Source organism: Halobacillus litoralis (assembly GCF_009856415.1).
Taxonomy (GTDB): Bacteria; Bacillota; Bacilli; order Bacillales; family Halobacillaceae; genus Halobacillus; species Halobacillus litoralis_C.
In genome coordinates this window covers 117,947-143,341 of the sequence record NZ_WMEZ01000005.1, presented here as the reverse complement: position 1 = coordinate 143,341, position 25,395 = coordinate 117,947, and the positions used below count along the sequence as shown (strand labels likewise).

Sequence of the window (25,395 nt, the reverse complement as noted above, 5' to 3'; positions counted from 1 at the left end):
AAATCCTCAGTCGATTCTATCTTCTCTATGTTAAAATGAGAGAATCATGGAACGAATTTAGGAGTGAACGATGGATGGACAAAAAAGACATCGCCGGCATCCGCAGGCAGCTTAAAGTCGACAACGACCTACTGAAAATAAAAAACATCTTCAACGTCTATATCATGAAAGAAACGACGGAAGTATATCATCATCAAAGCCAGCCATTTGAAATGCTTGATAAAGACCAGCAAGAGCTCTATATGAACAATTTCAAAAAACTTCTCACCGGGCAGCTCGACGAAAAGTTGTTCGAACTGAAGTTTCAGCGTGAGGCCGAAGACAACAGCCAGCTGATTTTACATAAAGGTCTTTTGAGTAATCATGTGGACGACTGGAAGGAACAAATGCTTCAAATGACAGAAAAAATCATCCGCGATCACCCGTATGAAAAGGACGTCGTCATCTCCTTCATCCGTGCGGAATATATGAAACCGACGAGACGCCGCAGTGAAGAATCAGAGGAAAGCAGCCGCGACGCTGTGTATTCGAACCCGTTCATCCTCTGCAGTATCAATAAAACGGAAGACCCGAAAAAAGAAATCCAATTCGACTATATCGAAAAAGAGTTCAAATATAAGATTGAAGTCGATCCTGTCATCGACTTGAAAAACCCGATGACGGGCTTCCTTTTCCCAGGAATTACGGATGGGGCTTCCGATGTGAATCACATTCTCTACTCGGCCGGAAAAGCGAACGAACCGGACTATCGTTTCATTGAAGACGTGTTGAATGGGGAAGAGATCATGACAGCCAAAGAGGATAAAGCCATTTTCGAAGAAGTCATCCGTGACGTCGTCGGAGACCAATTGAGCCCTTCCACCCTTGCCAATGTGTATGGAGAAATCAACCGTACCGTCGAAGAAAATGAAGATGATACCCCACCCAAGCTCGACTACAGAGATGTCGAACGCGTATTAAAATCGAGTGGCGAACAGGTCGATTCGGAGAAAGTTAAGCACGCCTTCGCCCAGATCACCGATAATGAAGGCTATGAGCTGAAAGCAAGCAGTATTGTACCGAAATACAACTCCAAGTCGATTAAAATCAATACGAAAATCGCCAATATATCGATCAGCCCCCAAGACCTGCAGTATGTAAGGCAAGTCAATTACAAAGGGAAACGCTGTATTATGATTGAAGTGGAAGAAGATGCAGAGGTGGATGGCTTTAAGATGTTGCCGGAAGCTTTCGGGGAGTAAATGCGATACAACACAAAAAGTCCCTGATCTCCTTTCAGTATGGGGACCAGGGGTCTTGGTTGATATTTTTCATTTTTAATTGATATATTTAAATTTCGATTGATATATTCGAAATTCAATTGATATCCGTAATCTATCCTCAGTAATGAAGGCCCGTACAATCTTTGTACGGGCCTTTTCTCATACGCGAATCAATGCTTGAATCACATGACCGACACCTGTATGCCGTTCCCCTTCGGTCCGGTCCGCTTCGCCGTAATAGAAGTGAAGACATTTGTAATCCCTGATCCAATACAGTACATCTTCAGGTGAATAAAGCATGTGTTTATCTTTCGGACCTCCCGTACCATACGTGAGCTGATCCTCCGAATAGACTTCAAAAAGAACGTACCCTCTAAGCTTCACTGACTGGATCATCTGCTCAATAAGAAAAGACTGATTTTCTTTTGGCACATGACCGAAGACCATAACCGCTGCATCAAACTGCCCGGCATCCATTTCTTTTTTCGTCAAATCCGCCTGGACAGTCTCTATATGAACGCCCTCTTCTTCTGCCAACTGTTCAGCTTTAGCCAGCCCTTCTTCTGATTGATCGAAAACCGTGACTTGATGTCCATGTTTCGCCAGGTGGACAGCATTTCTTCCTTCACCTTCCGCGAAGCAACCGATATGTTTGGCTTCTTTCAACTGTTCAGTCCTTTCAACTACGAACTTATTCGCCTGCTTCCCGTACACATAAGTATCTTTTGAAAAGCTCTCATTCCAAAACTCTTTAGTCATTTCACATACCCCCTTCTGTATATACCATCTATGGTTAGCATAGCACGGGTACCCTATCCGATGCGAAAAAGCAGCATGCCCCGTACAGCTAGATAAAAAGAAGTTTCAATATTTTTTCCAAAGGATAATAGCAAACCATACATAGAAAAAGGAGGCTCTATCATGTCGATTACACAAGGAATCCTACTTTTATTCATCGGATTTTTCATCTTCACACTCGACAAAAAGCAAGAAAACCTGCCTGTACCCACGGTTCTCGTCTTTATCGGAATCAGTTTATCTTTCATCCCTTATTTTTCCTCGATCGAAGTAACGGAACATATGATTTATCATGTATTTCTTCCCGCTCTATTATTTATTTCCGCCTATCGTTTTCCTGCGGATCAGTTTAAAAAACATATGGGCTTCATCCTTTTTCTAGCCACTGCCGGACTTCTGTTGACAGTGGGTATCCTGGGAGGGCTTGTCTATGTTGTGAGTGGACCTTTCCTTTCGCTCTCTATCATCAGCTCTTTACTGCTCGCTTCCATCTTAACCCCTACGGACCCTGTTTCCGTTGTGTCGATATTAAAGAATTCTACGGGCGATGAAAAGATCGCGGATGTCGTTGAAGGGGAGTCCCTTCTGAACGACGGAACAAGCATCGTGATGTTTTCTGTGCTTCTGGGGATCTATACGAGCAGTGAGGAGTTCTCTCCCTTCTCATTTACGGGAGAGTTTTTAGTCGTTTCCTTAGGTGGCGCCGGCCTGGGGATCGTATTCGGCTGGTTGATGAGTAAAGGCATTCATTACACCCATAACAAGGAATACCAGGTGATGCTGAGTATCGTACTAGCCTATGGCATATTTAACTTGGCAGAAGCCATTGGAGTATCCGGTGTTCTCGCAACCGTATCTGCCGGCCTCATGCTCTCTTTTGAATATGGTCGAACGATAAAAGAAGAACATTTCAAGGACACATTGGACGGCTTTTGGGGCATCGTAGAAATCTCGCTGCTCTCTCTATTATTCCTACTGATTGGTATCAAAGCCGCTCCTTATTTAAATACACCCGTATGGGGATTCGCGTTTCTCATCTTTATCCTATCCATGGTCGTCCGCTTCCTGATCATCGCAGGCAGTACAACCCTTTTCCCTCATTGGCGGAAGGAAATTTCCTGGCGTGAATCCACGGTGATCTCATGGTCCGGGCTTAAAGGGACAATGTCCGTGTTTCTTATTTTAAGTTTTCAAGTTCAGCAATCAAGTGGCCATGACCTGTTTCTTTCTCTAGCTTTTGCTACAGTATTGATCTCTCTCCTTATCCAAAGCCTAGGTGTCTATCCGCTTTCAAAAAAATTATTATAGATACACCTACATTAAGAAACCTAAGTTGGAGCATACTCTACAAAAAAAAACAGGTCAGCTCATGAGCTGACCTGTTTTTTTAAGTTAAGCAATCTTTCTACAAGCATCTGCACAATCCTGGCAAGCTTTCGCGCACGCTTGGCAATGGTCATGATCATGCTTGGCGCATTCTTTTCCGCAATCATCACAAATCTTCGCACAGACAGATGCGAGTTCCGCTACATAAGGAGTTCCTCTTGTAATCGCTGCTTCTAAGTATCCGCAAATATCTGCACACTCACGATCCAGACGAATACACTCAGCCATCATTTTCACGTCTTCTTCTTTAAGACAAGCATCATAACAATGATTGCATGCCTCCATACAATCATGTAAAACCTTAAGCGTTTCCTGATACTGCTGGTGAGCCATAATTAATTCCTCCTTAAAATTTTGATCTTACATAGTTATAATACCCAGTACCGGTATAAGTAAACATGTTTTTTACTTATTTATCCATTTGTATCCGACACCCCAGACCGTTTTCAAGTGGTCATTGATCGGGAAGCCTGAGCGCCGGATTTTTTCACGGATGTGACGGACATGGGAATCAATCGTTCTTCCCCCTGTATCTGATTGAATGCCCCATACGAGATCGAGCAGATCATTCCTATCATAAACATGGTTCGGATGTTTAAGCAGTAGGCCTAAGAGTTGAAACTCTTTCGGTGTCAAAGAAATTTCCTCGTTCCCGAAGTGCAATTCGTAAGTATCACTATTCCACTCCAAACCATTCACTTCGATCGAGGACTGAGGATTTTCTCTCCTCAATAAGGCTTCTATTCGAGCAATCAGGATCTCTTCATCGAAAGGCTTGGTTATGTAGTCATCCGCTCCTGTTTTCAATCCACGGATGACGTCTTCTTTCTGATCTTTAGCGGTCAACATAATGATTGGAACCTTACTGAATGTACGTATTCGCCGGCATGTTTCCATTCCATCCATATCCTTCATCATAATATCCAAGAGAACAAGGTCGTAAGAATAGATTCGCAGTTCTTCCAACCCTTCCGCTCCGCTTCTCACTTTGTGAACCTCATATCCGTGAGGGATCAAATACAGTTCTAATAAATCCAACATTCGTTTTTCATCATCGACTAATAGAATTCTTTTCATCGTTATCTTCCTTTGGCCAAGTGATTGAGATCGTCAATCCTTCATCATTAAAAGCTTTCACGACTCCCCCGTGCAATTCAACGATTTCCCGTACAATGGAAAGGCCTAGTCCTGTTCCTCCGATTTCCCTTGACCTGGCTTTATCAACACGGTATAACCGTTCGAATAAGTAAGGCAGAGAGTCTTCAGGGGCCCCGGGCCCGTCATCAGATATCCTGATGATCACGTGCTGTTTTTTTGTTTCCGCTGTCATCTTGATCGTTGTCTCTTCTCCTCCATAACGGAGGGCATTTTCCACGATGTTATGAATGACCTGTTTCAACCGCATAGGGTCCGCATAAACCTTCGTATTTGAAGGAACATCTATGAGCAAATGGGTTTTCTTTTCCTCCAAGACGGGATGCAGATGATTCTTTACTTCTTCGAGAACCAAGGAAACGTCCACATGTTCAGGTTCAATAGCAAACGTATTTTCATCCATTTTTGCAAGCTGAAAAAGTTGCTGGACCATGTCCGTCAAGTGAGTCGCTTCTTCTTTTATGATGTTCAAATAGTGATCTTTATCTTCGGAGGATGTCTTCTTTTTTGCCGCAACATCCGCATAGCCTTTGACATAAGTGAGAGGCGTCCTCAGTTCATGAGCGATGGCAGATAAAAAATCGTGACGCTCTTTTTTTATTCGTTCAAGATCTTCGGATAATCGGTTGATTGAAGAGGCGAGGACCCCCAGTTCATCATTCGGATGTTCATCCAGATACTCTTCCACTTTTCCTGTACTCAAGTTCTCTGTCACTTCTTTCATCCGAATTAGGGGACGGGTAATAAATTTGGACAGAGCGACAACAATCAGAATCGTAACCAAGATAAGAACGGCCATAACGAGGACAAACTGGCGGGTTAGATGACCAATGATGCTCCGAATCACTTCTGAAGGAGAAAACATGAACACATTTCCTATCTGTTCATTCTCCACGATGATTGGAGAGACTGTAGCCACATAGGGCTCTGTCCTCCATTCATCTTCAATGACCCTCTCCTCCTCTTCTATCTTTCCATCAATCGCTTCATAAAAGATATCCGGATAACCTTCTTCATTAAACGATTCCGATAAAATGTTTCCATCTCCATCTGTAATGATCACCTCTGTAACAGCTTCCGATTCCATCAAGGCTACATGAGCGAGCGTCGATTCATCAAAATAATTTTCTAATACATCACGGTGACCGGCACCGCGCGTCAATAACTCCTCCATCACTTCATTGATTCGATGGGTAGAAACGGTTGTATATAATATCGCAAAAAGCAAAAGTTCGATTAAAATCATAGAGATTAAGAAAAGTAATCCTAATTTGATTGATATTTTATGCTTCATATAACCTCTCATTTTTAAGGGAAGGACCTATTTATTTTAATCCTACCCTCTATTTGTGCAGAATCTGTGCAGGAAACAGAAATCAGGATGCTTTGAGAAGTTTTGCATTAATCGCCACAATCACTGTGCTCAGACTCATAAGCACAGCTCCGACTGCAGGGCTTAATACGATTCCGACAGGAGCAAGAACGCCTGCGGCCAGTGGAATCGAAAAGATGTTATAGCCCGCTGCCCACCATAAGTTCTGGACCATTTTCTTATAGGTGTTTTTCGATAAGGTTACGATGGATACGATATCTCTTGGATTGCTCTTCACGAGTACAATATCCGCTGTTTCCACCGCCACATCGGTTCCACTTCCGATAGCAATCCCTACATCGGCAGTCGCGAGAGCTGGCGCATCATTGATTCCGTCCCCGGTCATGGCCACTTTTCTACCTTCTGCCTGTACTTTTTTCACTTGATCCGCTTTGTGATCCGGCATGACTTCCGCATACACTTCATCAATGCCGATTTGTTCAGCCACCCAGTCAGCGACTCGCTGGTGATCCCCCGTTAGCATGATGGAACGGATGCCTCTTTCTTTCAATTCAGATACAGCCTCCTTCGCAGAATCACGGACCATATCAGCTAAGGCGATCATTCCGAGATAGGTGTCATCCAGGAGGACAAAGACGACCGTTTTTCCTTCTTCCGATAAGCGGCTGAACGTTTCTTGATCATAGTTGTATCCGTGCTCTTTCATATATCCCGGGCTCATGACTTTCACTTCTTTTCCGTCCACGGTTCCTTTCAATCCTTTTCCAGTAACGGAATCAAAGTCTTCCACTTTTCCAAGAGAAATCTCTCTGTCTTCTGCTTCCTTCAGAATCCCTTGAGCCAATGGGTGTTCAGAGTTCTGCTCCGCACTCGCTGCCCAGTAAAGGAGGTCTTTTTCATCATCTTTTTCCGGCATAAGGTCGGTCACGCCGAACTCCCCTTTTGTGAGCGTCCCTGTTTTATCAAAAATAACAGCATCGACGTTCCGCGCATTTTCAAACTGTGTCCGGTTCCTAATAAGAAGCCCCTGCTTTGCAGAAAGGGAGGTGGATACCGCAACAACTAAGGGTGCCGCTAACCCTAAGGCATGTGGACATGTGATGACCATGACAGTAACCATACGTTCCAAGGCGACATCCAATGAAAATCCTAAGGCCAGCCACACCACAAACGTTGTGATCCCTGCGCCCAGAGCCAGGTAGAACAACCATTTAGCCGCCCGGTTTGCGAAATCCTGGGCTTTGGATTTTGAGTTCTGTGCTTCTTCTACAAGTGTGATGACTTGCGATAAATAGGTGTCATCCCCTAACTTTTCTACTTCCAGCGTGAGACTTCCTTCTTTATTAATGGAACCACCGATCACTTCTTCTCCGGTTTCTTTCTCTACCGGCACCGATTCACCCGTCAGCATGGATTCATCAATCGCAGATTTCCCATCTATAATTTTCCCATCGACCGGAATTTTTTCTCCCGGCTTTACGAGGACGCGATCATTTTCCTTCAGTTCATTCACTGGTACATCTTCGACCTGATCATCTTCCGTCAAACGATGGGCTTCACTAGGCATGAGTTTTACCAATTCCTGTAACGCATTAGAAGCCCCCATCACGGACTTCATTTCAATCCAGTGACCTAGGAGCATAATATCGATCAAAGTCGCAAGCTCCCAGAAGAAGTTTCTTCCCGACCATCCGAATACTACGAGGGAACTGTAGGCATAAGCCACGAATATGGCGAGTCCGATCAGTGTCATCATGCCGGGGTTTTTATTTTTCAGTTCATCGACAGCCCCTGTTAAGAACGGCCATCCTCCGTAGAAGAAAACAAAGGTAGATAAACCGAATAAAATGTATTGATCAAACGGGAATGTGAAGCTGAATCCCAACAGTTCCTGAATCATAGGGGAAAGAATCAGAATAGGAATCGTTATGATTAATGAAATATAAAACCTTCGTTTAAAATCATCGATCATTGCCCCGTGATCATGACCTTCGTGAGAATGATCATGGCCTTCATGAGACTCTTCATGATGATGCTCTTTCTGTTTTTCATGAGCATGTTCTTCACTCATCGTACAAACCTCCGTTTCTATAAATTAAGGTTGATTCTTCTGATTCAGCTCAAAGGGTGAAAAAACACTTTTGTAATCCACAATGGTGACCATGCCACGATCCGCGTGATTATTATCATGACAGTGGAACAACCATTCTCCTTTATTGTCCGCTTCAAAATAAATCGTATACGATTCTCCAGGTTTCACGTTAATCAGATCTTTCACGACCGCTCCTCCACCTTCTGCTTCCACCTGAAAACGATGGCCGTGCAAATGCATCGGATGATTCAAACGCCCTTCATTGGTGATGTCCACTTTCACAATATCTCCTTTTTCCACCTGGATCGGAGGCGTATCAGGAAAAACACGGTCATTAATCTGCCAGCTCATCCCTTCTCCCATGTTCATACCCATACTGAGATTCATATCGTACGATATGTCTACATCCGGTATAGTCTCAAAGAGCAGTTCCTTACTGGCATGGGAGGTCCCTTTGCTGGTTGCGGTGTCTTTTGCATTCACTTGTAGATTCTCTCCTCCGGAATCCGAAGAGAGGACAGGGATCTGCATGTCCTGAGAGTTTTCAATCGAGGGCGTTTCCCCGATGATTTCATCTCCTTTTCCCTTCGTATATAAAACATCGATCCGTTCACCCGGAGCAATTTCCAACACATTGTTTTCTCCTGAGCTTTGCACTGGTTCCGCATCGACAGCGATCGTTTCCATCGATCCTTCAGGAAACACGAGTTGGTGCAGCTGGTAGCCAGCATTGACAAAACGAAGTCTCGCCTTTTCTCCTTCTTCCATTTTCAAAGGTTCGATTGCATCAGCTGCTTTGCCGTTCACTGTGAAAGTATCGTACATTTCTTTCGTATCCGCTTCACCATCTCCCTGCATCGACCCCATCATCATGCCGCCCATGTTCGTCCAATTCTCGCGATCCTGGTGAACCGCCCATTCATCTAAAATGAAGACCTCATCATGTTCAGGTTCCTCCCCTTTTTCTTCAACAACAAGAGGCCCATATAAGCCCTTGTCTACTTGGAGAGAACTATGTTGGTGCGAATGGTACCAATACGTTCCAGGGTCTTCTGCTATAAACTTATAAGTAAAGGACTCCCCCGGTTCCACAGCATCCTGGGTCACCCCTGGAACTCCATCCATCCGATTGGGTAGAATAACCCCATGCCAATGAATGGTGACAGGAACATCTAATTTATTGTGCAGTTCAACCTGGACTAAATCGCCCTGTTCAACGCGTAAGGACTCGCCAGGAACCTTTCCATTATAGGTCCAGGCCTGAACAGACTCCCCCTTTTGTATTTCCCACTCGGTTTTTTCCGCCGTTAGTTCAAATTGTTTGGTCGGGCGGCTGCCGGCTTCGATCGGTTGAATATCTAGAATACTTGTTCCTTCTTCACTAGTATTTAAGTTCCCTGCGCTCTTCTGCTGCATGAATGGAGATTGGAAAAATCCCCAGACTCCTATCGCAACGAGAAAAACAATCATGAATGAACCGAACCACATCCTGTTCATTACTTCCACCTCCAACATCAGTCATCCAATTTTTTTCTTAAACGATCGTATTCTTCTTCTGTGATTTCCCCGCTTGCAAGACGGTTTTTTAATACTTCTTTTGACCTTGTCTCCCCACGCGCTCTATCATTTGAATTGCGCTCGTTTGCATTTGGTTTCATCATCCATCTGATGATGAAAAAAATCGCGATGATCAGAATCAATAGAATCAATCCAAAGCTGAAAAAACCTCCGAAGAAGTTGTTTCCCATTCCACTTCCATCCATCATTCCACCCATTGTCATTCCTCCTTTTCTATAATACCTATACCTTGTACTGTATAAAAATATGATAAGGGAGCCTTAGGCCTTCATTAAACCATCCCCATCAATTGTGCAGAATTTATGGATTTTTTATAGACTTTTTCTTCATCCTCTTTTCATTGCTCTATATCCTTAGATTCATTTATCGTTTTTAAGAGGGTTGTTATTTCTCTGTAGAAGAAAAATTTGGTATATTGTTTTCCATCATATAGAAAAGGAAGGAATGCGAAATGAAAAATGGTTATGTCATCACGATCTTGTTCAGTCTGCTAATTATTCTAAGCGCGTGTGGGAATGGTGAAAATAGTGAAGAAACTCCAGAGGTAGAAGAAACCAGCCAGGATGAAATGAGTGATGATATGGAAGACGACCATTCCATGGAAGAAGGGCACGGTCACAACATGTCAAGTGATGGAGAAGTTCCAGATGGATTGCAACCAGCCGAAAAGCCTGCCTATAAAGAAGGCGATCAAGTAATCATTGAAGCAGAGCATGCGGAGGGGCATGACCCATTGATGAAGGGCGCAGAAGCTACCGTGACAGGCGCTTTTGATACCACCGCTTATGCCGTATCATTTACTCCGACCACCGGTGGAGACCCGGTGACAAATCACAAGTGGGTCATACACGAAGAGCTCGGAAATGCTGAAAATGCTCCTCTTGCAGAAGGAACGGAAGTAACGCTTGCCGCTGATCATATGGAGGGAATGGATGGTGCAGAGGCAACCATCGACATGGCTGAACAAACCACTGTTTATATGGTGGACTTCACAACCGTTAACGGTGAACAGGAAGTGACAAATCACAAATGGGTAACAGAAAACGAATTGCGTGCCCCTGAATAACAAAAATATAAAAGCCGAGCGGTAGAAAGTTATCTTCTACCGCTCGGCTTTTATTTAACTATAGCTTCTATTGTTTTAGGACCTACTTTTCGAATTTGATAGGAAATTATCTAGTAGACCAGTAGTGTAAGGAGAGAAATTCCTATCCCTAAAAAACCCAGCAAAATACTATAAGGCAGGTTTCTGAGCACTATTTGATAAGGATTCATCCGTAAAGCTACAGAAGTAATGGTAACAATCAAACCATAAGGGGCAGAAGGTACTGTAGCAATGGCACAGGCAGACAGAAGAATCGTCAGTGTCACCTCAGGAAATGTTCCAATCAATAGCTCACTGACCCCACCGAAGATTCCCATGGTTGCCAGCGGATGGACTCCTAACAGGGTCATCACAAGGAAAGCGGCCTGAATGAAGAGCATAATGAGAAGCGGTTTTCCCTCAAGCGCAATGAGCGGGTCCTGTAAATATTTCAAGTAGGGCGAAGCGTTCAGTGTTTCTGTCAAAAAAGAAAGCGCGAGCAGGAGAACGATGAAGTTACTCAAGTGGTTCGTCTTCCATTTCCATGTCGGCCAGCCAATCTGAAGGAAACTTCTTCTCCGTTTAACAAGCACGGCCCATGTGAAAGCGAACGGGAAAATCGATACGGTCACAGCAAAAAGAAAGTCCAGCTGAATGACGTTTCCTAAGAATACAACAACCGCTAAAAACATTACGAGCGCGACAATGAACTGGACCAGTTTCTTACGGCTTTTCCCGGTCCCTTTTTCTAATGAAGGTGCTTCGATCTGATGCTTGCGGAACATCATTTTACCCATGAATGAATCCATCGAAATCCCAAGAACCGCGATCAACAGCATCCATGGCAGGACCTCTAAATAATTCGCCCCTGTAATGAAAATCGAAGTCGCCAACAGAATTTCAAGCGGACTCCATAATAAAGCAAGCGAATAACCCCGGAGAGTCGCCATCAATATGAAACTGTTCTTCACTTCCGTTTTCACATCTTTCAACTGTTCCTTCAACAAGTCCTGAGAGATGGTCGCAGAAGACAAGTTCAAGAAGGCGGCCAAGGATACCATGGTCACTTCGCTTCGGACATATAAGGAACCAAGTCCATTGGCGGTATTTCCTAATAAGGATTGCAAAAGCTTGTTATACCTTCCCGCTTTCACGACACTATTCATCCATGGAAGCATGGATAATAGAAAGAGAAGACCAATGTTCCCGGCAAAGAACGAAGGAATCTCTCGGAATGTCGTATCGCTGGAGAAAAAGAAAAACGCTCCAGCAACTAAAAGCACAACCCCTAAGATTTTGAACACACGATCGGCACGAGGGAAACTGATCGCCAGCATAACGATTCCTAAAATTCCAATGATGGTATATAAGGTAGAGTTGCTCCAAAACACGTGAACAACATTCAAGGCAAAGACGAATGAATAAAATATGTATAAGTAGTTGGATATGTGACGCACAATCATTCCCCTATCTCATCGGCTGATTTTCTATGATTGCTCGGGAGCATCGTTAACTAGAATCAATGCTTTCATGCTATACACAATGGGAATATTTTTCAATGAATTTGTATCTGAAAAGCGAAGACTTTTTCTTGAGGTCGATGCGTTAATCTCTACCAATAACTCCATCCGCCTCTCCTCCCTCCTGCTTCATACACACTAGGGATCTACTAAAATATGATTCATTTTCATTCTACTATTAATGAAATAAAATTTTTCCAGCAAATCAGAGGGTTCTTCCTTTCAAAATTCGCGCCTTTTTATTATAATTATAATCTAAGACCGATTATAATTTTTTCACAAATATAGGAGGGTATCATTCATGGACAAAAATGAAATGCATGACAGCCAAGCTGGTAAGTGTCCCGTAACCCACGAAAAAACGAAGGAAGAAAGTGCGGTAACGACAACGAAAGTCGGCACAACGAACAAAGACTGGTGGCCGAACCAGCTCAATCTTCATATTTTGCGTCAGCACGATAAAAAATCGAACCCAATGGGAGAAGACTTCGATTATGAAGAAGAATTCAACAAGCTTGACTATTACGCCCTGAAGCAGGACTTGCATGAGCTGATGACAGACAGTCAGGACTGGTGGCCAGCAGACTACGGACATTATGGTCCCCTCTTCATCCGTATGTCCTGGCACGCAGCCGGTACGTATCGTACAGGAGATGGACGCGGCGGTGGTGCTACAGGTACCCAACGTTTCGCGCCTCTGAACAGCTGGCCGGATAACGCGAACCTCGATAAAGCCCGCCGCCTCCTATGGCCGATCAAACAAAAATATGGCAATAAAATATCATGGGCAGACTTGCTCGTACTTACTGGAAACGTCGCGCTAGAATCCATGGGCTTGAAGACTTTTGGATTCGGAGCAGGCCGTGAAGATGTCTGGCATCCAGAAGAAGATGTCTATTGGGGAAATGAAAAAGAATGGCTCGGTGACAACCGTTACTCCGGCGATCGCGAACTTGAAAACCCGCTCGCTGCCGTACAAATGGGGCTCATCTATGTAAACCCTGAAGGTCCTAATGGAGAACCGGATCCGCTTGCAAGTGCCCGGGACATCCGTGAAACGTTCGCCCGTATGGGAATGAATGACGAAGAGACGGTCGCACTTGTTGCCGGTGGTCACACATTCGGTAAAGCTCACGGTGCCGGGGACGCTGATCAAGTCGGAGCATCACCAGAAGCAGCTGATATTGAAGATCAAGGCTTGGGCTGGATGAGCTCTCACGGAAGCGGAAAAGGCCGTGACACGATCACGAGTGGTGTCGATGGTGCTTGGACAGCGAATCCGACCGTTTGGGACAACGGCTACTATGATCTTTTGTTCGGCTACGAATGGGAATTGACGAAGAGTGCAGCAGGTGCGAACCAATGGGCGCCGGTCAACCCTAAAAAAGAGGACATGGCTCCAGATGCGGAAAATCCTTCTGTCAAAGTCCCTACATTCATGACGACAGCCGATATGGCCCTGCGTATGGACCCGGATTACGAAAAGATTTCCCGTCGTTTCCATCAAAACCCGGATGAATTCGCCGATACGTTTGCACGTGCATGGTTCAAATTGCTTCACCGTGACATGGGACCGAAAGCAAGATATCTAGGACCAGAAGTCCCGGAAGAAGACTTGATCTGGCAGGACCCAATTCCTACAGTGAATTATGAATTAACAGACGATGAAGTGGCAGAGTTGAAAGGAAAAATCCTCGACTCCAGCCTTTCTGTCAGTGAACTTGTGAAAACAGCCTGGGCGGCAGCAAGCACATATCGTGGTTCTGACATGCGCGGTGGCGCAAACGGTGCCCGCATCCGACATGCTCCACAAAAAGATTGGGAAGTAAACGAACCCCAACAGCTTTCCAAAGTGCTTGCGGTTTATGAAGGCATTCAAAAACAGTTCGATAAAGACGTCAGCCTTGCGGATCTCATCGTCCTTGGCGGAAGCGCTGCTGTAGAAAAAGCGGCTAAAGAAGCTGGTGTTGAAGTAACCGTTCCATTTGTTTCCGGACGCGGCGATGCTACACAAGAACAAACCGACGAAGAAAGCTTCGAAGTCCTTGAGCCGATGGCGGATGGATTCCGTAACTATGAGAAGAAGAGATATACGTTGAGCCCAGAGGAACTGCTTGTCGACAAAGCACAGCTTCTTGGACTTTCTGCACCGGAAATGACTGTACTCGTTGGTGGTATGCGCGTACTTGGTGCCAACTATAAAGACACAGACTACGGCGTATTCACAGACAACGTCGGTACACTGACCAACGACTTTTTCGTGAATCTGCTTGATATGGGTATCGAGTGGAAGCCAAGTGATTACAACGAATACGAAGGTCGCGATCGTCAAACAGGCGAACTGGTCAGAAAAGCGACACGCGTCGACCTCGTCTTCGGTTCCAACTCTGTGCTGCGTGCGCTTGGTGAAGTGTATGCACAGGAAGACAACAAAGAGAAATTTGTTCATGACTTTGTTGCGGCCTGGGTGAAAGTGATGAACGCGGACCGTTTTGATTTGAAGAAGAAGAAAGATTTGGCTTATCATAACGCGTAAGTAAGAAGCAGGAGGCACCTCGCCTCCTGTTTTTTTCGTCATGCGCATCTAAGGAAGATAAATATCTGATATCATAGTAGGAAGAAACTGTTGCAAGAAGACGCCAAGAAACGTCCCCTGCTTACAAAGGAGGCATGCTGAGTGGATCGAAGCCGTGAAAAAGAAGTGATTCGTAATTATCAAAAAGGTGAAAAAATGATGATTTTGCTTTTTGCCCAGTGGTGCATCAACCACGACCTGGATCCTATAGCCATTTATAAAGAGGCCTATCCTTATCAGGAGAAAAATAAAGAGCTGATTGATGCCTTGGAGTTGACCGTATCAAAGCAGGAGTCCGATCATATCGATTCTGAGACTCTTCTTGAAGTGCTGTCTCTCTATGGAAATGACGACCTTGCTTTTGTTGTATCAAATTTAATCAGCCGTAAAAATTTGAAGTAAGTAAGCATAAATAGAAAGCACCATGATGAATGCTACCGTTGCATTCATCATGGTGCTTTCTTTTGGTGCGTGGCACTTCCCCTGCTCCTTCAATGCTTTACCACCGTGCGTAGCATAAAAAGTTGCCCCCTACTTTTTAACTGCAACGAATGAGGGTATGGTAAAACTAGTAAAAAGTATAAAAGGAGTTTGGGGAAGAATATGGCATACGTTTTATTAATTGTCGGCTTCGGTTTATTAATCAAAGGAGCCGATCTATTCGTTGATGGGTCTTCCAACATTGCCAGGCTACTCCGTGTACCTCCTATTTTAATAGGGTTAACTATCGTAGCTTTCGGCACAAGCTCTCCCGAGGCTACAGTCAGCATCATCGCAGCTTTACAAGGAAATGCTGAAATTTCGCTGGGCAATGTTGTAGGAAGTAATATCTTTAATGTCACTTTAGTTGTAGGGATTGCCGCTTTCCTATACCCATTAATGGTAGAGAGTGAAACAACGAAAAAAGAAATCCCATTTGTATTGCTCGCTACTGGAGCATTACTCGTACTTATTAGTGATACGAAGTTACAGAGTTTAAGTGAAAACTTGCTTACACGCAGTGACGGCATCATCTTTTTGTTGTTCTTATCTATTTTTATGTACTATGTGATTGAGGTGGGGCTGAAAAGTAGAAAAGAATCGACACATGAAGCCATCCCTCCTGGTATGAAGTGGGGGAAAAACAGTCTTGTGACGCTGGCAGGTTTAGTAGCTATTATTTTTGGCGGCGACCTGGTGGTAGACAGCGGCACAGAAATTGCCTATGATCTTGGAATGAGTAAAACGTTAGTGGGATTAACCATCATCGCAATTGGTACATCCCTTCCTGAACTCGTAACCTCCATATCCGCAGCATTGAAGAAAGAAAGTGGAATTGCATTAGGGAATGTAGTGGGAAGCAACATCTTCAATATTTTGTTTGTTCTGGGGGCTTCCGCTGTCATATCACCTTTATCCGTAAATGGAAAGATCTTTATTGATGTCATGATTATGATCGCACTAAGTTTACTATTGTTTTTATTTTCAAGAACCCATTACAAAATCGGAAAAACAGAGGGTTTCGTCCTTGTGACCATGTATATCGTCTATCTTGTTTACATTATTTTGAGAAACTGAAATCTCCAGTGGTTATTAAAGAGAAAATCACTTTCGTCTTTGATATTCTGAAATAAAAAAGCCCTAGCACTATAGCAGTGCCGGGGCGGAAATAAACAACTTAGGTGACCCAACCATGTAAGAATCATCCTTGATTCTACACATTTTTGAAATTCAGACTTCCTTGAAGGACAATTCTTCTAAGAATTCGTTTCCTTATCCGGTTAAGTCTCATTTGCCTTCTCTTCATCTTTTGTGATTCACAAAGAAAGATGAAACACCAGCTAAGCGAATACTCTCTTGTTTCCTTACTCAACGCTCGCTTAATTTTTACAGGGGGGATTGTCTTACACGGACCTCTCCACGACCTACCATCCGCAGGCCGGCTGTATCATCTGCCCCTTTCAAGACTGCTTTCATCCTTATTACGTGAATGAACGTCCTCCCATTGTCGGGGCCTTTCGTTCGTTTGGAAACGAACTCGCGATGGTTGAGCCACCTAAGTTGTTTATGTTCTTTTGTTATCTTCTTTACACTTTTATTATACCACCAGATACGGATATGGACGCAGGAAATTGTGTCTGTATTGTAAACGTTTACTTGGATAAGATCATATTTAACACGGCTCAGTTTATGCCTTGATGAATAAGTAGAGAAAGGGTTTTAAAACCAAAAACTTCAAAGGAGAGAACGGTATGCTGGAATCTGTAGATCTATCCTTAGACATAAGCAAAAAGCAGTATAAGGAAGAAATGAAACAGACTCAGTTGAAGTTACTTCAGCTGCAGCGATCCATCTACGATAACCAATTAGGCGTTATTATTGTCTTTGAAGGATGGGATGCCTCGGGTAAAGGAGGCGCAATCAAGAGGTTAACCAGCGGGCTCGATCCGCGCGGTTTTGAGGTCCATTCCATTGGCGCTCCCTCGTCGAACGAAAAGAGGCATCATTATCTCAAACGTTTCTGGAATAAGGTTCCACCGTACGGGAAAATAGCGATCTTTGATCGTTCCTGGTATGGCCGTGTTCTTGTGGAAAGAGTCGAGAATTTCGCTTCTGTCTCCGAATGGAATCGAGCCTATAACGAAATTGTTCAATTTGAACACCTGCTTGCTAAAGATCGATATCTCGTCATCAAAATATGGTTGCACATTTCTAAAGAAGAACAACTGAAACGATTTCAAGAAAGAGAACAAGACCCTATAAAGAGATGGAAAATCACGGATGAGGACTGGAGAAATCGTTCCAAGTGGGAGATGTATGAAGAAGCTGTAGAGGATATGTTTCAGCACACGTCTACTCCAGAAAGCAAGTGGCGCATCGTAGAAGGAGAGAATAAACATTATGCCAGAGTCAAAACCAACCACATCATTATTCAGGAGATTGAGAACAAATTAAGGGGTATAAATCCTTCTTTTTAACAGTAACTGTCTCCTTCTTTTATTAACATCTTGGGAATTCATTACCAGTACATAAAAAGCCCCGTCACTTAAGAAAGTGACGGGGGAGTGTAAAACAACTTAGGTGACCCAACCATGTAAGAATCATCCATGATCCTACATATATTTCTAGTTTCCAGACTTTCTCGAAGGACAATTCTACGGAGAATTCGTTTCCTTTTCCGGTTAAGTCTAATTTTTCTTCTTCCTAACCTTCAACAGAAGAGCTAAGGGAATGCTCTTTGTTTCCTTACTCAACCCTCAATCTAAATGGTCTTACCAAGCTTTAGCCACTACATCTGTAGATAGCTGTATCACCCGCCTCAATCAAGACTGTTATTTCATCCCATACAGCGGATGAACATTCTTTTATCGGCTGTGACTTTTGTTCGCTTGGAAACGAACTCGCGATGGTTGAGCCACCTAAGTTGTTTATTTGTTTTTTGTTATCTTCTTTACACTCTTATTATAACACCGTTTCCTGATTTCAACGGAGTCAGATGTGCCAAATTTGTAAACGTTTACATTGAGCCTGTTAAGAAGAGCTTCCGTCACCTTCTTAGTGTTATTGATCCCGTTCATTATAAATTTACTCCCGTGGATCAGCAACATCAATGAACAGAAAGAAGCCCTGGCACTTATACAGTGCCAGGGCGAAGTAAACAACTTAGGTGACCCAACCATGTAAGAATCATCCTTGATCCTACACATTTTTTGGATTCCAGACTTTCTCGAAGGACAATTCTACGGGGAATTCGTTTCCTTCTTCTGTTAAGTCCCATTTTCCTTTCCCCTCTTCAAAAGAAGAGAGAAAGCACCAGCTAAGGGAATAGTCTTCGTTTCCTTACTCCTCCCTCGATTTAACTTCAAAAGGGAATCATCGTACCAAGACCTCCCCGCCACCTATCACCTGTCCCTTTCAAGACTGTTTTTCATCCTTATGAAACGGATGAACCTTCATTGATCGGCTGTGATTTTCGTTCGTTTGGAAACGAACTCGCAATGGTTGAGCCACCTAAGTTGTTTATTTGTTTTTGTTATCTTCTTTACACTTTTAGTATATCACCATTTCCTGATTTCAACGAAGTCAGTTGTGCCAACTTTGTAAACGTTTTCTATAAAACCAGAAATTACCTACTTTCCTCCACTTAAAAAGAGCACCACCCTCAATAAGGATGATGCTCTTATATATATTACTTTTGTTGAACTTACACGTCGCGACGTTTTTTAATGCTGTAGTTTGTATGAGCAACAACGGTTTTTTCGAAATCTAAATTGCGCTCGTGGAAATCATCCATAATAGTCATGTCGCAAACTACGGAGTTTTGTAAATTAGCAGAAGTTACGACAGCTTCAAACTGTTGGCCGTCTTTTTGGAAAGTTATAATATCGCCTACGGTCGCTTTTTCCTCTTCTTTTACTTCCTCTTGTTCTTCTGATTCTTTCTTTTTAAACGCAGCATCAACTAAATTTTTGCTTATATTTTCATCAGCCATGAGAAATTCCCCTTCCTAGTGAGTGAATGTAAGTAGTTTGGTTTCGTTTATGTCAAGATTCTGGCCAAGGGTTTCCTTATCTATACCCTTAATCAAGTGCCCTCATTCTCCTTAGAGTATTATCTCTAACGATTCTTTTTTATAAGAATGGAACAACGCTTCCTAGATAAAGTTACCCTACAACTCAAAGAATATAACATGTATAAAAACAAGCCGGTCATTGTGTTTACCTCCCCAAACACAACAACCGACCCCTTATAGGGCTTAAGAATTTACTTTTTCTTCATTCATCCATCTCCACTACTCTAGCTACTTTATTGCCACAGTTTTCACATTTACCATCTAACATAACACCCACAGGATGATCAACGATAATGAAATCAGTGATTGTGACAATGTCACTACAGTTTGTACAATAGACATTGGCTATCAGTTGCTTTCTAAAATCCTTTGGTAAAGACAACCACATTTTGTTCGCTTCCACTTCAAGAACTCCCTTTTAAAAATACTACTGAGATTTACTTTTCTTTCTTCTCCAACCATGTCACACACTCTACATGGCTCGTCTGCGGGAACATATCGACAGGCTGAACTTCCTTCGTCTCATACCCGCCATCTTCAAGAATACGCAAATCACGAGCAAGTGTCGAAGGATTACAGGATACATAAACGATCCGTTCCGGTTCCATATCCAGCATCGCCTTCAGCAGTTCTTCATCACAACCCTTACGCGGAGGATCGACAACGATAACATCCGGACGCAGCCCTTGGTTCCGCCACCATGGCATAAGCTCTTCCGCTTGTCCGACATAGAATTCTGCGTTCTCCATCTTGTTTAGACGGGCATTCTTCTTCGCATCAGTAACGGCTTCAGGTACGATTTCAACGCCATATACTTTCTTCGCTTTTTGAGCGAGGAACAAGGATATGGTTCCAATTCCGCAATAGGCATCGATGACAGTTTCCCCGCCTCTTAAATCGGCATAGCCTAGAGCCTGATCATAGAGTTTCTTCGTCTGGGTCGGGTTGACCTGGTAGAACGACTTCGGTGAGATCATGAATCGGATATCGCCGATTGTGTCATAAATGTACTCATCGCCCCAGATGATGTTCGTTTCTTTTCCGAGGATGACGTTCGTTTTCGCACTGTTGACGTTATGAACAATCGACTTCACGTTTGGAAAAGCATCGCGGATCTCATCGATCATTTTGTCTTTGTGCGGAAGCTTTTTCGTCTTTGTGACGAGAACGATCATGATGTCCTTTGTATTCTGACCGGTACGGACCATGATGTGTCTCAGAACGCCGCGGTGGGTCTGTTCATCGTAGGCATCGATTCCGTGCTTGGATGCGATGCGGCGGACGGTTTCGACCATACGATCGTTCATTTCGTCCTGAATCAGGCATGTGTCCATGTCGATGATGTTGTGGCTTCGTTTCTGATAGAAACCGGTCATCAGTTCGCCGTCTTCTTTCTGACCGACAGGAATCTGGACTTTGTTGCGGTAACGCCACGGATCCTCCATGCCAACGGTCGGATGCACAGGAACATGCTCGAGATGTCCGATTTTCTTCATGTTATCTTTCACTTGCTTTTGTTTCATATCGAGCTGCATTTGATAGCTCATATGCTGAAGCTGACAGCCGCCGCACTGGTAAAACACATCACATGGGGGCTCGACACGGTCTTCACTTGCTTCTGTCACTTTCACCAGCTTGCCAAAGCCGAAGTTCTTTTTCACTTTGACGACTTTCACTTCAGCCTTTTCACCAGGAAGGCCATACGGTACGAAAAGTGGATAGCCATCGACTTTCCCTACCCCATTGCCTTCGTGAGTCAAATCTTCAAAGCTCAGTTCAATCGTCTCGTTTTTCTGTACCGGCGGTTTCGGTTTCGCCATTGTTCATCCGTCCTTTACCTATATACTCTAACCGTAGTTTATCATAACATTTAGTGTGGAGTCGCCCCGGGTAGCTGCGACAAGCATAAGGACAACGGAACTGAAAAGTGGTCTTCCTTTTCAGAGCCGGTAGCCTTATGACCTCGAGCAGCTGGGCGACGCAGCAGGATATCTCTAAGTGCGGAGTCGCCCCGGTAGGCTATGTACTCCCTACAAATAAAATAAAAGAACGCCACTGTCTCAAACAGCAGCGCTCCCCATTATTCTTCTTCGTCAGCTTCTTCTTCTTTAAATATATCTTCCGGGACAAAAAAGTCCAGATGTCTGTATAAATTGACAAATTCCCCGGGCAATAATCCACCGAATTCCCCGTCAATATTCAACTGCATCTTTTCATCGGTCTTCACTTTCACACGGCTTGCGGTCGTGTGGATGAATTTCGGGTGATTCAAGTGGTTACCCTGGATCGCGAGTGTCGCTAAACGGACGAATTCTGCGATGTTCATTTTTTCAATGATCATCAGGTCGAAAAGTCCGTCATCCATTCGAGCAGACGGCGCCAGTTTTTCCAGGCCGCCGACAGAGTTGGTGTTACTGACGAGGAAAAGCATGATCTCGCCTTCATACCATTTGCCGTCATACTCCATCTCAACATAGGTTGGACGGATCGATGGCAGCATCTCGATGCCCTTTAAGTAGTAGGCGAGTTGCCCGATCATCGTCTTCAGCTTACTTGGTACTTCATAAGAGATTTCGGTTATTTTACCGCCACCGGCGATGTTCATAAAATATTGGTCGTTGACACGGCCGATATCGAGCGGATGACTGTAGCCTTCCAGGATGATATCCACCGCTTTATGAATGTTTCTAGGTACGTGTAAGGCACGGGCGAAATCGTTCGTTGTCCCGACTGGAATGATGCCGACTTTCGGTTTGTGTGGTTTTTCGGCAAGTCCGTTGATCACTTCATTGATGGTTCCGTCTCCCCCTGCAGCGACAACGAGATCGAATTCACGATCGACGGCGTATTCTGCTGCTTTGACGGCGTCACCTGCACATGTTGTGGCATGAGTGGAGGTTTCGTAACCGGACTGTTCAAATCGTTGCAAAATGTCCGGGAGAACCTTGCGTATGACTTCTCTTCCAGAGGTCGGGTTATATATAATTCGGGCACTTTTCATCGTGTATGACCCCCTTTTCTATCCAAGCATGTTCCATTCTACATCATAGCGCTTTTTCCTGGATTTGCAAACCATTTCTATAGTATATGATGGCAAGTCCTAAACCATACGAAAGCACGCACCAGCAAGTGCGTGCTTCCTTATCATTCAAGCGTTTAGCGCTTTTCCATTTCTGCAAGGATGATCTTGTTAACCATCGGTGGGTTCGCTTGTCCTTTGGTTTCTTTCATGACCTGGCCGACAAGGAATCCAAGGGCTTTGTCTTTTCCGTTCTTGAAGTCTTCGATGGACTGCGGGTTGTTGTCCATGATGGCGACAACGATTTCCGTCAGCTGGCCTTCGTCGGAAATTTGCACGAGTCCTTTATCCTTAACGATCTTCTCAGGATTGCCGCCTTTTTCTACAAGCTCCGTGAAGACTTTCTTCGCGATCTTGGAACTGATGGTTCCGTCTTCGATCAGCTGAATCATCTTCGCAAGAGAAGCTGGTGTAAGCTCAAGCTCATGAAGCTCTTTATAGTGCTTGTTCATGTAAGCTGATACTTCGCCCATCAACCAGTTGGATGCCTGCTTGATGTCCGCTCCTTCGGCAATTGTTTCTTCGAAGAAATCGGAAAGCTCTTTGTTGTTTGTAAGAACCATCGCATCGTATTCTGGAAGCTTCAGTTCTTCGATATAGCGCTTCTTACGGGCATCTGGAAGCTCAGGAATTTCGGCACGGATGCGTTCTTTCCAAGCTTCATCGATGTGTAGAGGCACAAGATCCGGCTCTGGGAAGTAACGGTAGTCGTCAGAACCTTCTTTGACACGCATCAGAATCGTTTCTTTCGTCTGCTCATCGTAACGACGAGTTTCCTGAAGGATTTCTCCTCCGGAAAGCAATTCTTTCTGCTGACGCTTCTCTTCGAATTCCAGTCCTTTTTGTACAAAGGAGAAGGAGTTCAAGTTCTTAAGCTCTGTCTTCGTTCCGAACTCTTCCTGACCGATCGGGCGGATGGAAAGGTTGGCGTCACAACGTAGGGATCCTTCTTCCATTTTACAGTCGGAAACGCCTGTGTACTGGATGATGTTTTTCAAGGCTTCCAAGTACGCGTACGCTTCTTTCGGTGAACGGATGTCCGGCTCAGATACGATCTCAACAAGCGGCGTTCCTTGGCGGTTATAGTCGACAAGGGAATATCCGTCATCGCTGTGTGTCAGCTTACCTGCATCTTCTTCCATGTGAAGACGGGTAATGCCGATACGTTTCTTCTTGCCATCGACTTCGATATCGATGTAACCATTCTCACCGATCGGCTTATCAAACTGGGAAATTTGATATGCTTTCGGGTTGTCCGGATAGAAATAGTTTTTACGGTCGAACTTCGTGTCTGTCGCGATGTCACAGTTCAATGCCATCGATGCTTTCATTGCAAAGTTGACGGCTTCTTCGTTCAATACCGGAAGAACACCAGGGTACCCAAGGTCGATCGGGTTCACGTTCGTATTGGGATCATCTCCGAACATGTTCGGAGACGGGCTGAAAATTTTCGAGTCTGTTTTCAATTCTACGTGGACTTCAAGTCCGATAATTGTTTCAAAATTCATTAGCGCGCACCTCCAAGGGACGGGCGTTGTTTATGATAATCAGTCGCCTGTTCGAAGGCATGAGCGGCACGGTAAACGGTACCTTCATCAAAGTGTTTGCCGATGATCTGAAGGCCGATCGGCAGACCGTCTCCAGAGAAACCGCATGGGATGGAAATTCCTGGTACGCCAGCGAGGTTAACCGGAATCGTCAAAATATCGTTGGCATACATCGTCATTGGATCATCGACTTTGTCTCCTACTTTAAAGGCAGGTGTCGGTGTTGTCGGCCCGATGATCACATCGTAGTCTTCAAACACTTTTTCAAAATCGTTCTTGATTAATGTACGGACTTGCTGGGCTTTTTTGTAGTAGGCATCGTAGTACCCGGAGCTCAACGCGAATGTTCCAAGCATGATACGGCGCTTCACTTCGTCACCGAAACCTTCTGCTCGGGAACGCATGAACATGTCGAGCATGTTTTTCGCATCTTCCGCACGCTTACCGTAACGGACACCGTCAAAACGTGCCAGGTTCGCAGATGCTTCAGAAGATGAAATCAGGTAGTACGTAGATAGCGCGTATTTGGAGTGAGGAAGAGAAACTTCTTCCCATGTCGCTCCCATTTTTTCATATTCTTTAAGAGCAGCTTTGACCGCTTCTTTTACTTCTTCAGAAACCCCTTCAGAAAGGTATTCTTTCGGCACACCAATCTTCATGCCTTTCACATCACCAGTCAGAGACTCGGTGTATTTCGGCACTTCAACGTTTGCAGACGTAGAATCCATCTTGTCATGACCAGCAATTGTCTCAAGCAAGAACGCATTGTCTTCGACGCTGCGAGTGATTGGTCCGATCTGATCAAGAGAAGAGGCGAACGCGATCAGCCCGAAACGGGACACACGGCCGTAAGTCGGCTTCAATCCGACCACACCACAATAAGCGGCCGGCTGACGGATCGAACCACCTGTATCAGAACCAAGAGAATAAGGAACTTCTCCTGCGGCTACAGCTGCTGCAGAACCACCACTGGATCCGCCTGGAACGTAATCGGTATTCCAAGGGTTACGAGCGGCTGCGTAGCTTGAGTTTTCATTGGAAGAACCCATCGCGAATTCGTCCATGTTCAATTTTCCGATGGTAACGGACTTGGCGTCATTCAGTTTGTTGACAACGGTCGCGTCATATAGAGGATCATCCAAGTTAGACAGGATCTGGCTTCCTGCTGTTGTACGCAGTCCTTTTGTTACGATGTTGTCTTTCACACCGATTGGAAGACCAAAGAGCTTTGCATCGTCGTTGCCGCGCTCCTGATCAAGCTCTGCCGCCTGCTTCTTGGCTGCTTCTTTGTTCAGCGTGATGAAAGCCTGGACTTCTTCATCCACTTCTTCGATACGCTTGTAAGACTCCTCCACTAAGTCCGTGACAGAAATCTCTTTGTTATGTAGCTTCTCTTGAAGCTCACGTAATGTATAGTCAAATAAAGACATCGTC

The 25,395-nt window shown here is 44.4% G+C and carries 22 protein-coding genes; 7 read left to right on the top strand and 15 right to left on the bottom strand.

From position 1 onward, the window contains the following. The first annotated feature begins 74 nt into the window (after nt 1–74). On the top strand, nt 75–1,241 hold the full coding sequence (locus tag GLV98_RS13685; protein ID WP_160916137.1) for a DUF4317 domain-containing protein: 1,167 nt from the start codon (nt 75–77) through the stop codon (nt 1,239–1,241). Nucleotides 1,242–1,421: 180 nt separating this feature from the next. Here GLV98_RS13685 and GLV98_RS13680 read toward each other — a convergent pair whose 3' ends face one another. Beyond that, nucleotides 1,422–2,021 carry a class I SAM-dependent methyltransferase gene (locus GLV98_RS13680; protein WP_160916135.1) on the bottom strand — a complete coding sequence of 200 codons (600 nt, stop codon included), beginning with the start codon at nt 2,019–2,021 and terminating at the stop codon, nt 1,422–1,424. A gap of 162 nt (nt 2,022–2,183) precedes the next feature. Between GLV98_RS13680 and GLV98_RS13675 the strand changes: the two genes are divergently transcribed. Continuing rightward, complete coding sequence (locus GLV98_RS13675; RefSeq protein ID WP_160916133.1) at nt 2,184–3,368, top strand: cation:proton antiporter; 1,185 nt, start codon at nt 2,184–2,186, stop codon at nt 3,366–3,368. 84 nt (nt 3,369–3,452) lie between these two features. On the opposite strand, the gene GLV98_RS13670 is transcribed toward GLV98_RS13675, so the two are convergent. The 6 genes from GLV98_RS13670 to GLV98_RS13645 all read right to left on the bottom strand — a co-directional run bounded on the left by GLV98_RS13670 (nt 3,453) and on the right by GLV98_RS13645 (nt 9,801). After that, on the bottom strand, nt 3,453–3,779 hold the full coding sequence (locus GLV98_RS13670) for a four-helix bundle copper-binding protein (protein WP_160913986.1): 327 nt from the start codon (nt 3,777–3,779) through the stop codon (nt 3,453–3,455). Nucleotides 3,780–3,851: 72 nt separating this feature from the next. Then, the gene (locus GLV98_RS13665) at nt 3,852–4,523 is read right to left on the bottom strand and encodes a response regulator transcription factor (RefSeq protein ID WP_160916130.1); all 672 of its coding nucleotides are present in this window, start codon (nt 4,521–4,523) and stop codon (nt 3,852–3,854) included. Then, a complete protein-coding gene (locus GLV98_RS13660; protein WP_160916128.1) occupies nt 4,498–5,895 on the bottom strand; it encodes a sensor histidine kinase in 1,398 nt (465 codons plus the stop codon). Before GLV98_RS13660 ends, GLV98_RS13665 begins: the two co-directional genes overlap by 26 nt. 82 nt (nt 5,896–5,977) lie before the next feature. Then, the gene (locus GLV98_RS13655; RefSeq protein ID WP_160916126.1) at nt 5,978–8,005 is read right to left on the bottom strand and encodes a heavy metal translocating P-type ATPase; all 2,028 of its coding nucleotides are present in this window, start codon (nt 8,003–8,005) and stop codon (nt 5,978–5,980) included. Nucleotides 8,006–8,029: 24 nt separating this feature from the next. Continuing rightward, nucleotides 8,030–9,523 carry a multicopper oxidase family protein gene (locus GLV98_RS13650; protein WP_160916124.1) on the bottom strand — a complete coding sequence of 498 codons (1,494 nt, stop codon included), beginning with the start codon at nt 9,521–9,523 and terminating at the stop codon, nt 8,030–8,032. Between the two features lie 17 nt (nt 9,524–9,540). After that, complete coding sequence (locus GLV98_RS13645) at nt 9,541–9,801, bottom strand: SHOCT domain-containing protein (RefSeq protein WP_160916122.1); 261 nt, start codon at nt 9,799–9,801, stop codon at nt 9,541–9,543. A gap of 254 nt (nt 9,802–10,055) precedes the next feature. On the opposite strand from GLV98_RS13645, the gene GLV98_RS13640 reads away from it, so the two are divergent. After that, the gene (locus GLV98_RS13640; protein WP_160916120.1) at nt 10,056–10,670 is read left to right on the top strand and encodes a YdhK family protein; all 615 of its coding nucleotides are present in this window, start codon (nt 10,056–10,058) and stop codon (nt 10,668–10,670) included. Between the two features lie 110 nt (nt 10,671–10,780). Here GLV98_RS13640 and GLV98_RS13635 read toward each other — a convergent pair whose 3' ends face one another. Beyond that, entirely contained in the window at nt 10,781–12,151 is a 1,371-nt protein-coding gene (locus GLV98_RS13635; RefSeq protein WP_160916118.1) for a hypothetical protein, read from the bottom strand. Between the two features lie 24 nt (nt 12,152–12,175). Further along, nucleotides 12,176–12,316, bottom strand: a complete 141-nt coding sequence (locus GLV98_RS13630; protein ID WP_160916116.1) for a hypothetical protein — start codon at nt 12,314–12,316, stop codon at nt 12,176–12,178. Nucleotides 12,317–12,509: 193 nt separating this feature from the next. Here GLV98_RS13630 and katG point away from each other — a divergent pair, with 193 nt between their 5' ends. From katG to GLV98_RS13610, 4 genes are all read left to right on the top strand, one after another. After that, on the top strand, nt 12,510–14,744 hold the full coding sequence (gene katG / locus GLV98_RS13625) for a catalase/peroxidase HPI (protein WP_160916114.1): 2,235 nt from the start codon (nt 12,510–12,512) through the stop codon (nt 14,742–14,744). A gap of 141 nt (nt 14,745–14,885) precedes the next feature. Next, nucleotides 14,886–15,185, top strand: coding sequence for a hypothetical protein (locus GLV98_RS13620; RefSeq protein ID WP_337193755.1), 300 nt, complete (start codon nt 14,886–14,888; stop codon nt 15,183–15,185). Between the two features lie 201 nt (nt 15,186–15,386). Beyond that, entirely contained in the window at nt 15,387–16,340 is a 954-nt protein-coding gene (locus GLV98_RS13615; RefSeq protein ID WP_160916112.1) for a calcium/sodium antiporter, read from the top strand. A 674-nt stretch (nt 16,341–17,014) separates the two neighbouring features. Then, a complete protein-coding gene (locus GLV98_RS13610; protein WP_160916110.1) occupies nt 17,015–17,740 on the top strand; it encodes a polyphosphate kinase 2 family protein in 726 nt (241 codons plus the stop codon). 1,226 nt (nt 17,741–18,966) lie between these two features. Here GLV98_RS13610 and GLV98_RS13605 read toward each other — a convergent pair. The 6 genes from GLV98_RS13605 to gatA all read right to left on the bottom strand — a co-directional run bounded on the left by GLV98_RS13605 (nt 18,967) and on the right by gatA (nt 25,391). Next, nucleotides 18,967–19,254 (bottom strand): YkvS family protein, encoded by a 288-nt coding sequence (locus tag GLV98_RS13605; protein WP_160916108.1) that lies wholly within the window; start codon nt 19,252–19,254, stop codon nt 18,967–18,969. 283 nt (nt 19,255–19,537) lie between these two features. Beyond that, the gene (locus tag GLV98_RS13600) at nt 19,538–19,738 is read right to left on the bottom strand and encodes a hypothetical protein (protein WP_160916106.1); all 201 of its coding nucleotides are present in this window, start codon (nt 19,736–19,738) and stop codon (nt 19,538–19,540) included. Between the two features lie 34 nt (nt 19,739–19,772). Beyond that, nucleotides 19,773–21,155 carry a 23S rRNA (uracil(1939)-C(5))-methyltransferase RlmD gene (rlmD, locus tag GLV98_RS13595; protein ID WP_160916104.1) on the bottom strand — a complete coding sequence of 461 codons (1,383 nt, stop codon included), beginning with the start codon at nt 21,153–21,155 and terminating at the stop codon, nt 19,773–19,775. Between the two features lie 260 nt (nt 21,156–21,415). Beyond that, complete coding sequence (locus GLV98_RS13590; protein WP_160913944.1) at nt 21,416–22,336, bottom strand: diacylglycerol kinase; 921 nt, start codon at nt 22,334–22,336, stop codon at nt 21,416–21,418. Between the two features lie 155 nt (nt 22,337–22,491). Then, nucleotides 22,492–23,922 (bottom strand): Asp-tRNA(Asn)/Glu-tRNA(Gln) amidotransferase subunit GatB, encoded by a 1,431-nt coding sequence (gene gatB, locus GLV98_RS13585; RefSeq protein WP_160916101.1) that lies wholly within the window; start codon nt 23,920–23,922, stop codon nt 22,492–22,494. Then, on the bottom strand, nt 23,922–25,391 hold the full coding sequence (gatA, locus tag GLV98_RS13580; RefSeq protein ID WP_146815660.1) for an Asp-tRNA(Asn)/Glu-tRNA(Gln) amidotransferase subunit GatA: 1,470 nt from the start codon (nt 25,389–25,391) through the stop codon (nt 23,922–23,924). The genes gatB and gatA overlap by 1 nt, the downstream gene beginning before the upstream one ends. Nucleotides 25,392–25,395 lie beyond the last annotated feature (4 nt).